13 protein-coding genes are annotated in these 13,430 nt (G+C 72.4%); 5 read left to right on the top strand and 8 right to left on the bottom strand.

Annotated features, from left to right (window positions below):
- Positions 1-10: 10 nt before the first annotated feature.
- From AC068Z_RS07195 to AC068Z_RS07220, 6 genes are all read right to left on the bottom strand, one after another.
- Entirely contained in the window at positions 11-238 is a 228-nt protein-coding gene (locus tag AC068Z_RS07195) for a 4Fe-4S dicluster domain-containing protein (RefSeq protein ID WP_016437651.1), read from the bottom strand.
- A gap of 42 nt (positions 239-280) precedes the next feature.
- Positions 281-1,069 carry a GntR family transcriptional regulator gene (locus AC068Z_RS07200; protein WP_478553131.1) on the bottom strand — a complete coding sequence of 263 codons (789 nt, stop codon included), beginning with the start codon at positions 1,067-1,069 and terminating at the stop codon, positions 281-283.
- Between the two features lie 158 nt (positions 1,070-1,227).
- Complete coding sequence (locus AC068Z_RS07205) at positions 1,228-1,596, bottom strand: MerR family transcriptional regulator (RefSeq protein WP_478553133.1); 369 nt, start codon at positions 1,594-1,596, stop codon at positions 1,228-1,230.
- Positions 1,597-1,654: 58 nt separating this feature from the next.
- The gene (locus AC068Z_RS07210; RefSeq protein WP_478553135.1) at positions 1,655-2,695 is read right to left on the bottom strand and encodes an MDR family NADP-dependent oxidoreductase; all 1,041 of its coding nucleotides are present in this window, start codon (positions 2,693-2,695) and stop codon (positions 1,655-1,657) included.
- 488 nt (positions 2,696-3,183) lie between these two features.
- Positions 3,184-4,035, bottom strand: coding sequence for a sulfurtransferase (locus AC068Z_RS07215; RefSeq protein WP_478553136.1), 852 nt, complete (start codon positions 4,033-4,035; stop codon positions 3,184-3,186).
- Positions 4,032-4,763, bottom strand: a complete 732-nt coding sequence (locus AC068Z_RS07220; RefSeq protein ID WP_478553138.1) for an alpha/beta hydrolase — start codon at positions 4,761-4,763, stop codon at positions 4,032-4,034. The genes AC068Z_RS07215 and AC068Z_RS07220 overlap by 4 nt, the downstream gene beginning before the upstream one ends.
- A gap of 409 nt (positions 4,764-5,172) precedes the next feature.
- Between AC068Z_RS07220 and AC068Z_RS07225 the strand changes: the two genes are divergently transcribed.
- Entirely contained in the window at positions 5,173-6,048 is an 876-nt protein-coding gene (locus AC068Z_RS07225; protein ID WP_478553140.1) for a LysR family transcriptional regulator, read from the top strand.
- A gap of 385 nt (positions 6,049-6,433) precedes the next feature.
- Entirely contained in the window at positions 6,434-7,309 is an 876-nt protein-coding gene (locus AC068Z_RS07230; protein ID WP_478553141.1) for a glutathione S-transferase C-terminal domain-containing protein, read from the top strand.
- Between the two features lie 123 nt (positions 7,310-7,432).
- Here the strand turns inward: AC068Z_RS07230 and AC068Z_RS07235 are convergent, their stop codons facing one another.
- Positions 7,433-8,632, bottom strand: a complete 1,200-nt coding sequence (locus AC068Z_RS07235) for a cysteine desulfurase-like protein (RefSeq protein WP_478553143.1) — start codon at positions 8,630-8,632, stop codon at positions 7,433-7,435.
- Positions 8,633-8,850: 218 nt separating this feature from the next.
- Positions 8,851-10,497, bottom strand: coding sequence for an MFS transporter (locus tag AC068Z_RS07240; protein ID WP_478553145.1), 1,647 nt, complete (start codon positions 10,495-10,497; stop codon positions 8,851-8,853).
- 293 nt (positions 10,498-10,790) lie between these two features.
- Between AC068Z_RS07240 and AC068Z_RS07245 the strand changes: the two genes are divergently transcribed.
- From AC068Z_RS07245 to AC068Z_RS07255, 3 genes are read left to right on the top strand one after another with little or no spacing between them, the layout of a single operon-like run.
- Positions 10,791-11,951 (top strand): cupin domain-containing protein, encoded by a 1,161-nt coding sequence (locus AC068Z_RS07245; RefSeq protein WP_478553147.1) that lies wholly within the window; start codon positions 10,791-10,793, stop codon positions 11,949-11,951.
- A 2-nt stretch (positions 11,952-11,953) separates the two neighbouring features.
- The gene (locus AC068Z_RS07250; protein WP_478553148.1) at positions 11,954-12,781 is read left to right on the top strand and encodes a fumarylacetoacetate hydrolase family protein; all 828 of its coding nucleotides are present in this window, start codon (positions 11,954-11,956) and stop codon (positions 12,779-12,781) included.
- On the top strand, positions 12,778-13,413 hold the full coding sequence (locus AC068Z_RS07255; RefSeq protein WP_478553150.1) for a maleylpyruvate isomerase N-terminal domain-containing protein: 636 nt from the start codon (positions 12,778-12,780) through the stop codon (positions 13,411-13,413). The genes AC068Z_RS07250 and AC068Z_RS07255 overlap by 4 nt, the downstream gene beginning before the upstream one ends.
- Positions 13,414-13,430 lie beyond the last annotated feature (17 nt).

Below are 13,430 nucleotides of genomic sequence, written 5' to 3' on the forward strand. Positions count from 1 at the left end.
TCGGGGCCTCTCAGCGGAGCAGATAGGGCATGTTGACCGTGACGGCTCCGGTGGGACAGCGGGCCGCGCACGGGCCGCAGTACCAGCACTCGTCGACGTGCATGTACGCCTTGCCGCTGCTGTCGTCGATGGCGAGGGAGTCCAGCGGGCACATGTCCACGCAGAGCGTGCACCCGTCGATGCACTTGGACTCGTCGATGGTCACGGGCACGTCGGCCCGCTGGGGCGCCAAGGGCATGGCTGTCTCCGGGAAGGTCGTGCTGCGGGGAGCGGACGGTGTTTACAGGGAGCGGTGCAGGAGGCCGCTCATGGTGATGCGGTCGCCGCGGAACCGGATGAACTCCAGGTCGACCGGGCGGCCGTCCGCGAGGTGCGTGAGGCGTTCCAGCATCAGGACGGCCGCGCCGCGGGGGGCTTCGAGGACGGTGGCGGAGTGGGCGTCCGCGTTCACCGCCTCCAGGGTGATCTCGGCGCGGCCGAGCCGCTGGCCGGTGATGGCTTCCAGAAGGCGGAAGACGTCGGTGTTCTCCAGGTCGGCGCCGAGCAGGTCGGTGCCGATGTCGAGGGGGATGTAGGTGAGGTCGAGGGAGAGCGGGAGGCCGTTCAGGCGCCGCAGGCGCTCGATGTAGAGGACGTCGGCGCCGGGTGGGACGTTCAGGCGTTCGGCGACGGGGGTGGGAGCGGGCGCGGGACCCATGGTGCGGACCTCGTTGGTGACATGGCCGTGTTCGCGCAGGGTCTCCGCGAGGCCCATCAGACGGTCGAGCCCGTGGGGGTACTTCTGGGCTACGACGACCGTGCCGACGCCGGGGAGGCGTTCCACGAGGCCCTCGGCGCGGAGGAGTTCGAGGGCCTGCCGGACGGTGTTGCGGGAGGCCCGGTAGTCGCTGGCGAGGTTCGACTCGTGGGGGAGGCTGCCGGCCGGGAAGCCCCCGGTGAGGATCTGGTGGCGCACGAGGTCGGCGAGCTGGCGTGCCCGGTCCGCGCGCAGCCGACGCCGCGTGCGCTGGGCGGCGACGGTGGGCGCGCCCTGGCCGGCGTGGTCTCTGATGCGGTCGGTGGGCGGCATGGCCGGAACCATACCCATCCGGTAGGGATGGTGGTGTTGCGGAAGTGTTGCGCCACCTGACAGGGCACCAGATGCGTCGCTGACCTGGGTTTTTGGCGGGCTGGGAGGGAAGATCTGCCAGGGCCCGCCGACAGGGCGGCGGGATACCGGGCAGCGGCCTACACCTGTCCTGTCCGCTGCGCCAGGCGCTCGCGCAGCCGGCTCAGGCGATCGATTTCGGTGTCGATCGCCGCCAGTCGGCGTGCCACCACGCCGGAGGCCGGGGAGGGCGCGTCGGCGCGGCTGCAGCGCCGTTGCGGATCGTCGACGAGGAGATGGATCCGGTCGGCGATGCGGCGCAGGTCCTCGACCGTGAGGCCGAGGGCCAGCAGTTCACGGATGACCCGGACCCGGTCCACCTCGTCCGGTCCGTACCGGCGTTGGCCGGTGCCCGTGCGCGGCGGCGGAGGCAGCAGACCGCGTTCCTCATAGAACCGCAGCGCCCGTGGGGTCGTTCCCGCTGCCGCCGCGGCGTCTCCGATCCGCATGCACACCTCCGCCTCGTCCGGTGTCGCGCGCCGGCGCGCGCGGCGCGGCGGCGACCTGTCAATCGCCCGGCAGCTCCACGACGACGGTGCCGAAGTGCCGTCCCTCGAACAGTTCCCGCAACGCCTGAGGGGCCCGTTCGATGCCTGGGATCCGCACATGGGGAAAGGAGATCTCACCGTAGCGCAGCCAGTCGCCGAACCGTGTGGTCCACTCGTCCGGCACCTCGGGATGGTCGGTGCCGCTGTAGCCGCGCAGCGTGATCCCCTGCGTGATGACGCGGTACGTGTCGATGTCGGCCGGCGCGCTGCCTCCGCCCCTGGTGGGGGACAGCTGGCCGGACAGTGCGCCGACCAGGGCGAAGCGGGCACCGCGGCGTGCGGCCGTGAGGGCAGCGCGCAGGTGAGCCCCGCCCACGGTGTCCACGAGGACGTCGATACCCTGAGGGGCCGCTCGGCCCAGTTGCTCGGTGAGAGTGCCGGACGGGGATCCGGGCACCACCACCGCGTCGTAGCCCAGTTCGGTGAGCAGTCGGTCGGCCTTGTCCGGGGAACGCGTGCTTCCGATCACCCGCCCTGCGCCCAGCAGCCGGGCGACCGGACCCGCGAGGGTACCCACCGCGCCGGCCGCCCCGGTGACGAAGACCGTGTCGCCGGGGCGGAGTTCGACCAGCCGGGTGAGCGCGCCGTAGGCGGCCGCACCCGAGGACAGGTGGGTCACCGGGGAAGGCAGCACATCACCGATCGGAGTGCCCTGGTCCGACGCGAGCAGCGCGTGCTCGCGCCAGCCGAGCAGATGCGTGACGCCGTCCCCCGGCTGGAGGGGGCTTCCAGGGCCCGCTGCGACAACCTCGCCGACGGCGGGACCGAACAGGACGTCACCGGCGTGGATCGGCGGCAGGGGCACGCCCTCGACCTCGCCGCCGATGAGGGTCCGCAGCCCTGGGAAGACAAGGAAGAAGTGGTTGCGCACGACGACCTGTCCGGGGCCGGGAGCGGGGAGCGGCTGTGCGACGACGGCGAAGTGCTCCGGCCCGGGCAGCCCTTTCGGGGTGGTGGTGAGCCGGATCTCACGGGTGGTGGAGGGAAGCGCAGCAGCCATACGGGGACTCCTGATCGGGAAGCGGGGCCGCGACGGGCGACGACCTGCCGTGATCGGCTCACGGACGCTAACCCCTGACGTGCGCGTCAAAGGCAAGGCTGCTGCCGCTCACCGGTCCGTGCGCGGGGAGATGGAGCCGTGGGCCCGCACGAGCGTCGCTCACGCCGCCGCCCAGAGCGACCGACGCTCGAGGAGGGCGGCGGAAAACCGGTGACCTGGTCCAGGGCCTTCCGCATGCCCGGTTCCGCAATGATGCCGCGGTCCAGCCGTACCTCGAACAGGTCGAGCAGCGACTTCAGCAGGCCGGAGCAGGGGGGCCTTGGACGGGGGTACCGACCGCGAACGGCTCGCCAGGAACCACGCTGCGCCGCGCGTGGTAGGCGGGGCGCTCGGCTGGGAAGCGCGGCCGACTCGGCCGCGGCCAGTGCCAGTGACCGCATCCTGCCCCGCAGCCCCCTTTCCGACGCGAGGACTTCAAGCCCCACGGGTCAGTACGGCCATTCGCCCAGCACGGCTGCGCGGTCGGGGTCGGGGGACCAGGCCGACCAGGAGCCGGGGTACAGCGCGGCCGGGATGCCGGCGTGGGCGAGCGCTGCGATCTGGTGGGCGGCCGTGATGCCGGACCCGCAGTAGACCCCGACTTCGATGGCGTCATCGGCACCGAGCGCCGTGAACCGCACGGCGAGTTCCTCCGCGTCGCGGAAGGTCCCGTCGGGGTTGAGGTTGCCGACGGTCGGGGCCGACAGCGCGCCGGGGATGTGCCCGGCGCGCGGGTCGACCGGTTCGCTCTCGCCCCGGTACCGCTCGGCGGCTCGGGCGTCCAACAGCACGCCGTCCCGGGCGACTTCGGCTGCCGCGTCGGTGTCCAGTACCGGCAGCCGTCCAGGGGTGAGCACGATGTCGCCCGGCGCCGAGGGCTCGGGCTCTCCGGACACTGTCGGCAGTCCGGCGGCGCGCCAGGCGCCCAGCGCTCCGTCGAGCAGGGTGACGTGATCGACGCCGGCCCAGCGCAGCAGCCACCAGGCGCGGGCGGCGGCGGTGTTGCCGTTGTCGTCGTACACGACCACCGGGCGGCCTGCGGTCAGGCCCCAGCGGCGCGCGGCCGACTGCAGCTCGACGGGGTCGGGGAGGGGATGGCGACCGCCCTCGGGGGTGGGCGGCCCGGCGAGTTCGGTCTCCAGGTCGACGTGGACAGCGCCGGGGATGCGCTCCTTCAGGTACTGCTCGTGACCGTGCGGGTCGCCGAGCCGCCACCGCACGTCGAGGACGACGGGCTCCGGGTCACCGTCGCGCAGCAGGGAGTGCAGCTCGGGCACGTCGGTGAGCACCGGGGCGGTCATGCGAGGTCCTCCTGTACGGCGATGGGCGTGAGGTCCGGGGAGAGCCGCAGCCGCTCCAGGAACAGCACGATCGTGGCGGCGGCCGTGCGGTGGGTGAGGTCGTTGAGGGCGTCGTGCCGGGTTCCGGCCAGGCTCACCAGCGCCGCGCTTGACAGGGCGCGGTAGGTGCGGCGGGCCTCGGGAAGCGGGCTGACGCTGTCGTCGGCGCCGTGCAGCGCGAGGACGGGCACGGAGATGCCGTCGAGGGCGGGCAGGTCGGCAGGGGCCGGGTCCGTGAGTGCGCCGCGCCGGAAGGAGACGTCGGAGGTGAGCCTGCCCCGGTGCGTGGGGCATGCGGTGCGCTGGTCGAGTTCGGCCTCCCAGTCGGGCGTCGTCCCCGGTGCGTGCGGTGCGGTGGGCAGGCCCGCGAGGATCAACGCGTCCAAGCCGGGGGTGCCACGCGCGGCGAGCCGGGCCGCGTACAGGGCGCCGGTGTCGGACCCCAACAGCACTCGGGGGCCCGGCAGCGTTTCGTCGCGCAGCAGCTTGGCCGCCTCGCCGGTGACGGCTGCGGGCTCGTGGGAGGGATCTGCCAGGGCTCGCACGCGGTAGCCGTCGGCGGCGATGCGGCGGCCCAGCCGTTCGTACACGCCGCCGTGTTCGCCGCGGCCGGGAAGGACGACGAGGGTGCCGCGGGAAGCGATCCCCTCGGGTTCGTCCCAGGCGTGAACACGCTGAGGGGAGCTCATGGTGACTCGATTCATCGGAGGGCTCAGGGGAAGTGAACGGGGCGACAGCCGTGCGGTGGTGGCAAGGACCGGACCCGCCCAGGACGCGCGCGGCCGGGCGGACCGGAACCCACGGGAGGGATCAGGGCTCAACGGAGCCCGGCGCGTGCGCGGATCAGCGACAGCGTGTCGTGCCGGCGCGTCCGAAGTCGACCACCCGGCGTCGCGTCAGCGGGGTGCCGGCGCAGAACACCGCCGACCCGACGGCCGACGGCCGGGGTCCGGTGCTGTGGCGACGCGGCCGTCGGGCCGACGCGTCAGCTGTACGCGGCATGCGCTCAGCATGGGGGAGGCGCAATACGTACGTCCAATGACGATTCGCCATCAAAACCGATCAGGATCCTTAATCAATCGGTGCTAGCTTGCGCGTATGCGACCGGTCCTGAACATCGTGGCGTTGCGCAGCCTGATCGCCGTCGCCGACTACGGCGGCTTCCACCGTGCCGCCGGCGCGCTCGCGCTCAGCCAGTCCGCGGTCAGTCAGCACGTGCGACGGCTGGAGAAGACCCTGGGGCGCCCCGTCGTGGAACGCGACGGCCGCAAGACCCGGTTCACAGCCCCTGGCGCCCAACTGCTGGAGGAGGCACGGCTGATCGTCGCGGCACACGACGCGGCCGTGAGCAGGCTCCTGAGTGACGAGGAGCCGCGGGCCGTCGTCGTCGGCGCCACCGAGCACGGCGCCGACCAGATCCTGCCTGTGCTCACCGAGGCGGTACGGGAGGTGCGTCCGGGCGTCGAGGTGCGGGTGCGGATCGACCGCTCGGCGCGGCTGACGGACGCGGTCGACCGCGGTGAGCTCGACCTGGCCGTCTACGTCACCGAGGCGACCGGCGCGGCGGGCCGGCCCGTTGGCGGGCTGCCGCTGCGCTGGTATGCCGCCCCCGGCTGGAAGCCGCCCGCGGCCCCTGCCCCGCTGCCGCTGGTCGCGATCAGCGAACCGTGCGTCATCCGCCGCCGAGCCCTCACCGCGCTGGCCGCCGACCGCACCCCGGCCACCGTCGTCGCCGAGGCCGGATATCAGGCCGGTGTCCTGGACGCGACCCGCGCCGGACTGGGTGCCTCGCTGCTCGCCGTGCCCAGCGGCCGGCATCCCGACGGACTGCTCCCGCTCAAGGGCCTGCCCGAGGTTTCTCCGGTACGGCTCAGCGCCCGCTCCCGGCGTGGAGCGGACCCTTTGACGGCCGGCGCCGCCGTCGAGGCGGTCCGGGCGCTGCTCGCCGCCGGCGAGGCCGGCCGCTTCGGCTGACCGCCCGGTGGGCCGAGGGCCTCTCACGTGGTGAGACGTCCTGATCCCGGGCGACCGGCCCTCTTGACGCGGCACGGCCGGGGCCTGAGACTCCACTACGGGAACCCTAGTGAACTGGTAGGGAATTATGGGCCGTGCTGTGCTGGACCTCGGTGGTGACGCCGTTCGGGTCGCCGTCCGGCCGCTGCCCCTGTTGACGTCCCGCCGCCACATCGATCTCGCGCGTGTGTGCAGCGCGGCGAGTTCACCGAGCGAAGGCGGCCCCGCCCACCGTCCCGCCTGATCTTCCCGCCCACCGAGCCACTTCCCGGCCCGTGCCGAAGCCGCCGCGTGCCGGCGCCTCCGTATGCCCGTATGCCTGTGACCGAGCACCCCAAGGAGACGCATGTCCGCCACATCTCCGACAGCCGTGCCGTCGTTCCGGAGCAGGATCGGCTGTGACGCGCGCAGCGGCTACTACGCGGCGCCGCACCGCTATCGGCTCCATCTGTCGCTGTCCTGTCCGCACTGTCTGCAGATCGCCGTCACCCACAGCCTGCTCGGCGTCGACGACACCCTCCCGGTGACGCTGCTGCCCGCCGTACCCGACGCGACCGGAGGTGGCCACCGGGCCTTGTACCCGCTGTATCAGGCCAGTTCGCACCAGCACCCCGGTCCGGCCGTCGCACCGGTCCTCAGTGACAACTGGACCGGGCGCATCGTCAGCACCCACACTCCCGACATCCTGCGGGACATGGCCCGGCGGTTCGGCGGTCATGGCCCCGATCTCCACCCACGCGGCGCAGAGGAGGCGATCGAGGCCGCGGGCCGACTCTGCGAGCAGGGCATCACCGCGACAGCCCAGCGTGCCGGGCAGTCCGGCGGCGAACCGTCGGCGCGCGACACCGCGCTGGCCACCCTGCTGCGCACGCTGGCGGTGCTGGAGCGGCGGCTCACCTTCCAGACGTACGTGCTGGGCGAACAACTGTCGCTCGCAGATGTGCAGTTGTGGGTGACGCTGGTCCAACTGGACACCGTGCACCGCCATCACCTCGACGCCGCCGCGGTCGACCGGATCACCGCCCATCCCCGTGTGTGGGCGTACGCACGACGGCTGGCGGCGCACCCCGCATTCGGCTCCCACCTGGACCTGGACGGCATGGCACGCAGACACCACGCCCACTGCCGGGGCCAGGAGGCCGCCGGCGCGGCGGTACGGATCGTCGACTGGGCCGCGTACTCACGATCGAAGGCACCTTCGCCGGTGTGGCAGCCAAGCTGACCGGACACGGGCGGATGCGCGGCGATCGCCGGCATCCGGGCAGCGGGCAGTGGTACCGGAGACCGGCGCGGACGAACAGTCGGAATAGGGCACGCGCTGTGCCGGCCGCTCGCGCCGGGGAGATCAGAGAAACGTGGTGAGCCCGTCGAGGAATCGGTCCACGTCTTCGGCGCTGGTGTAGGGGGCCAGGCCCGCCCGGAGAGCAGGGGCGTCGAGCTTGAGCGCGGTGAAGGTTTCGTAGGCGTAGAACGACCCCGCCGGTGCCACCACGTCCCGCGCGGCCAAGTGCTCCTGGGCCTCGCGGGCGTCGCGGCCTTCGAGGGTGATCAGGACAGTGGGTGTGCGGTCGGTGGCCTTGGAGTGCACGGTGACGGCGTCGCCAAGCGATCGCAGCCCGTCCTGCAGTCGCGCGCGCTGCGCCTGCTCGTGTGCGTGCACGGAGGCCAGGGAGGAGGTCAGGCGCTCCCTGCGGGTGGTGCCCGCGGCCGGGTCCAGTGCGGCGAGGAAGTCGACGGCGGCGGTGGCGCCCGCGAGGATCTCGTAGGGCAGGGTCCCGAACTCGAAACGCTCGGGCACGCTGTCGGGGGAGGGCAGCAGCTTGTCCGGACGCACGGTCTCGAGGAACCCGGGCGCCGCCGCGAGAACCCCGCAGTGCGGTCCGAGGAACTTGTACGGCGAGCAGACGAACAGGTCCGCTCCGAGGGCGGGTACGTCCACCAGGTGGTGCGCGGCGTAGTGGACTCCGTCCACGTACACCAGGGCGCCGACCTCATGGGCGCGGTCGGCGATCCGGCGCACGTCCGGCTTGGTGCCCAGGACGTTGGAGGCCGCCGTGACCGCGACCAGCCGGGTTCGGGGTGTCAGGGCGCGCTCGTAGGAGTCGAGGTCGAGGTCCGTGGTCTCCGGGTCGATCTCGATCCAGCGGATGGTCATTCCGATGCGGTCGGCCGCCTGGATCCAGGGGCGGACATTGGAGTCGTGATCGAGACGGCTGAGGACGATCTCGTCACCGGCGCGCCAGTCCTTGGCGAGGTGGCGGGAGAAGTCGTACGTCAGTTGCGTGGCGCTGCGGCCGTGGACGATGCCGTTCGCCGGCACGTTCAGCAGGTCGGCGTAGGCGGCGCGGAACTCCGTGACGGCGTGCTCGGCGTTGAGCTCCGACCGGCTGACGTTTCCCCGGTTGGACAGGGGGCCGGTCATGGTCGCGACGATGGCGTCGGCGACGGGGCGCGGCGTCTGCGTTCCGCCCGGCCCGTCGAAGAAGGCGAGCCCGGTGGCGAGGGAGGGGAAGTGGGCCCGCAGTGCGCTGAGGTCGATGGCCATGTCGTCTGCTTTCTGCCGGGCGCGGTTCCTGCTGTTACGGAGCCTCTACTTTGACGTTGATCTTGCCGGTGCGTAAAGAGACGGATTTCCGCGGGGCCGCTGAGAGGGGCACTCACGGTTGGCGTTGCCCTGACACGGTGGCATGGCTCGTCCGCAGCTCAGTGGTCAGCGGACGGGCCATGCGCGCCGGTCGTCCCGTTGACCTCGGCAGGACGGAATCAGGGATGCACGGTGTCGGCGGCCAGTTCCGGCCTGCCGTCCTGGCCGGGCAGCGCGGGCGTGGTCACTTCATGGGCGGCGGTGCCGCGGGCGTGGAGGCCGATCATGCCGAAGGCGGTGAGGGCCGCGGCGACGGCGGCCGCCGCGGCGCAGACCAGGAAGGCGGTGCCGAAGCCGCTGCCCAGGGCGTCGAGCGCCAGGTCGTGGGCGGCGGAGCCCGGGGTGCCCGGGGGCAGGCTGTTCACGGCGAGAGGTCCGCCGGCCTTCGCGATCTCCTGTGCCGCTGCCGTCTGAGCGGCCGGGAGTCCGGCGCCGGAGAGGTTCGTCGCGAACGCCGATCCCGCGTTGCTGAGGGCCACCGCGCCGACGACGACCGGGCCGAGGGCGAAGCCGAGGTCGCGCAGCATGTTGGTGGTGGCGCTGGCCATCCCGGCCAGGCGCGGGGGGACGCTGTTCAGCGCCACGGCCGTCACGGAGCTGACGGTCAGGGCGAATCCGATGCCGATCAGCAGGGCGGGCGCCACGAACGCGCCGAGCCGCGGGTCGGTCACGTCCAGGCGGGCACAGAGCAGGCAGCCGACCGCCATCATCACGAACCCTGACGTCAGCAGCCAGGAGGGCGCGACGCGGTGCAGCAGCCGTGAGACGACCGGGATGAGGAGGAAGGCGGGTCCCTGCAGGAGCAGGAAGGGGATCGCCACGCGGAGGGGGTCCTGGTGCTGTACCGGGCCCAGCCACATGCTCGTCGCGAAGCAGGCGCCGAGGAAGGCGAGCATCCCGATGACCGCGGCCGCCGACGACACGCTGAAGGCGCGGTTGCGGAAAAGCCGTAGGTCGAAGATCGGGGACTCGGCCCCCAACTCCACCACGACGAAGCCCGCGAGGAACGCCGCGCCGAGAATGAGGGAGAGCATGACGGGGAGGGTGGTCCAGCCCGACTCGGGTCCCTCGACGGCGCCGTACAGCACCAGGATGAGCCCGAGGGCGAAGGTGATCTGACCGGCCACGTCGAGCCTGCGGCCCTCGGGCGCCTTGGACTCCGTGGCCAGCGCCAGGGTGAGCACCATGCTGACCAGGGCGAGCGCGACGAGGACCCAGAAGGAGCCGCGCCACGACCCGACCTTGGCGAACACCCCGCCGAGCAACGGGGACAGGGCGGCTCCGGCGGACAGGAACCCGCTCCATACCGCGACGGCGTGCGCCCGCTGGCGCATGCCGCGGGTGACGGCGGTCAGCGCGGTGAGCGAGCCGGGGAACATGGCACCGGCGCCCAGGCCGTTCAGGGCGGCGCCGAGCCACAGGACCTGGACGGTCGGGGCGAGGGCGGCGACGGTGCTGCCCGCGGCGACCAGGGTGGTGCCCGCCACGATGAGCCTGCGGCGTCCGAAGAGGTCGCCGAGGACGCCGAAGGTGAACTCGAAGCACACCACCGCGACCATGAACGCGGCCGTGATCCAGGTGAGTTGCGAGCCGTGGGTGTTCAGGTCCTGCTGGAACAGCCCGTTCAGCGAGGCCGGCAGCGCGTTCGCGACCTGGGCCACGAAGACCGCACCGCAGGCGGCAGCCAGTGTTCCCGCGTAGCCCGGCGTCCGGGCGGCCCCCGCGGTTGGGCCCTGGGACACGGTCGTCCCGTTGTTGAGCGTCATTGCTGTTCTCCCTGGCTGGGGAAAGGGGGGCGTCCCGTGACCGGGCGACCCAAAGAACGTGGAAGGGCTCGGCTCTGCGGCGCGGTGGGGGGAGAGAGCACGGCGCGAGTCGGCGCGATGCCGTGGAGAATGACACTCGCTTTACGTCGCGTCAATGATGTGAACGCAGTAACAAGAGAATGGATCCTGCGGCAGCCGAATGCCCCGCCGGGCCGCCCGGCGGGGCACTGCTCTTTGATTCTGCTGTGCAGAATCTGCATGTTCCTTCAGTAGACACGCGGCACGCTGAACCCGTGACTGAGTCCTCCATCACCCAAGACATCGCCGCGGGTTCCCCCGTCCGGCTGCAGGCCCTCGCCGCGGAGGGGCAGCCCGAGGTCACCCCGGCGCTCGAGGAGCTGTACCGGGGCTTCGAGCGGGAACTCCTGGTCCCGCTGTGGACCGAGATCGGCGACCTGATGCCCGCCCACCCGCGCTCGCGGGCCGTGCCGCATCTGTGGCGCTGGGAGCGGCTGCGGGAGCTGGCCGGCCGGGCCGGCGGCCTGGTCCCTGTCGGTCGCGGGGGTGAGCGCCGGGCCATCGCGCTGGCCAACCCCTCGCTCGGCGGACGGCCCTTCGCCACGCCGACGCTGTGGGCGGCGATCCAGTACCTGATGCCCGGCGAGGACGCCCCCGAGCACCGGCACACCCAGCACGCCTTCCGCTTCGTCGTCGAGGGCGAGGGTGTGTGGACGGTCGTCGGCGGCGACCCGGTGCCGATGAAGCGCGGCGACTTCCTGCCGCAGGCCGGCTGGAACTGGCACGCCCACCACAACGCCACCAGCGAACCCATGGCCTGGATCGACGGCCTGGACATCCCCTTCCAGTACGTCACCGAGGCGCAGTTCTTCGAGTTCGGCCGGGACGAGATCAGCGACGCCGAGCGGACCACCCCCGAGCGCTCGCGCTCGGAGCGGCTGTGGGCCCACCCCGGCCTGCGTCCCCTGTCGGCCGCGCCGACCGCCCCGGGCAGTCCGCTGCTGTCGTACAAGTGGGAACACACCGACGCCGCCCTGCGCGACCAACTCCTGCTGGAGAAGGGGGGCTTCGGCGGCACCGTCGAGCCCGGCCACGCCGCCGTGCGCTACAGCAACCCGCACGACGGCTCCGACGTCCTGCCCACGATCCGCGCCGAGTTCCACCGGATCACCCGGGGCACCGAGACGGCCCCGGTGCGCGAGACCGGCTCCTCGGTCTACCAGGTCTTCGACGGCTCCGGCACGGTGACCGTCGGCGGCACCTCGTGGGCGGTGACCCGCGGTGATCTGTTCGTCGTCCCGTCCTGGGAGCCGTTCTCCGCCAGGTCCGAGGCCGGTGCGACCGACTCCGACTCGGGCGGCCTGGACCTCTTCCGTTTCTCCGACGCGCCCGTCTTCGAGGCGCTCAAGCTCGACCGCACCCAGAAGGACGCCTGATCATGAAGCTCGCCACCATCCGCACCGCCGCCGGGACCCGGGCGGTCCGCCTCGACGGCGACGTCCTCGTCGATCTCGGGTACGCCGACCTGGGCGCGCTGTTCGCCGAGGACGGCTGGCAGGACACGGCGGCCAACGCCGCCGGTACCACCTACCCGGTCGAGGGCGCGGACTTCGCGCCGGTCGTGCCCAGGCCCTCCAAGGTCGTCTGCGTCGGCCACAACTACACCAACCACATCAAGGAGATGGGCCGGGACCTGCCCGCCTACCCGACTCTGTTCCCGAAGTTCGCCGAGACGCTGATCGGCGCCCACGACGACATCGTCAGGCCCGCCGAGACCGAGGCGTTCGACTGGGAGGTCGAACTGGCCGTAGTGATCGGCAAGCAGGTCCGCCGCGCCGACGAGCAGCAGGCCGCCGACGCCATCGCAGGCTTCACCGTCATGAACGACATCTCGGTGCGCGACTGGCAGTTCCGCACCATCGAGTGGACCCAGGGCAAGATCTGGGAAGCCACGACCCCGGTCGGCCCGTACGTCGTCACCCCCGACGAGGTCGGTGGCGTCCGTCCCGCGCTCCAGGTGACCACCACCGTCGACGGCCAGGTCATGCAGCAGGACGACACCGGCACGCTGCTGTTCGACCCGGTCTTCCTGGTCCGCTACATCTCGACCGTCATCACCCTCAACCCCGGCGACATCATCGCGACCGGCACCCCGGCCGGCGTCGGCAACGCCCGCGACCCCAAGGTCTTCCTCCTCCCCGGCCAGAGCGTCGTCACCGAGATCTCCGGCCTGGGCGCCTGCACCAACACGGTGGTCGCGGCATGACGGACACCGTCCGCGCCGTCGCCGACGCGCGCGCGTGGGCCCGCACCGGAACCGAGCTGATGCTCGACGCCGTAGCGGGCCTGGACGAGACGGGGCTTGCCGCACCCAGCGTGTTGCCGGAGTGGACCCGGAGGCACCTTGTGGCGCATGTGGCCGCCAACGCCGACGCCCTGGGCAACCTGGTGCACTGGGCGGCCACCGGCGAGAAGACGCCCATGTACGCCTCCGCCGAGGAACGCGCCGCCGGTATCGCCAAGGGCGCGGCCCTGCCGGACCAGGCGCTCCGCTCCTGGCTGACCGCGTCCGCCGGGGAACTCGCATCGGGGCTCGACCGGCTCACCGACGAGCAGTGGCACCACGAGGTCGTCACCGCCCAGGGCCGTACCGTCGCCGCCACCGAACTGCCGTGGATGCGGGCCCGCGAGGTGTGCGTCCACGCCGTCGACCTCGGCACCGGCAGCGTCACCTTCGCCGACCTGCCGATGGGATTCCTGACCGCCCTGGTCGCCGAGATCCGCGCCAAGCGCGGGCTGACCGAGCTCCCCGACGGCCCCCTGCCGGAGGTCGCCGCCTGGCTGGCCGGCCGCCCCCACTCGCTCGCCGACGCTCCCGAGCTCGGCCCCTGGCTCTGAGGAGTGCAGCATGTCCC

The organism is Streptomyces sp. NPDC043726 (assembly GCF_056436565.1).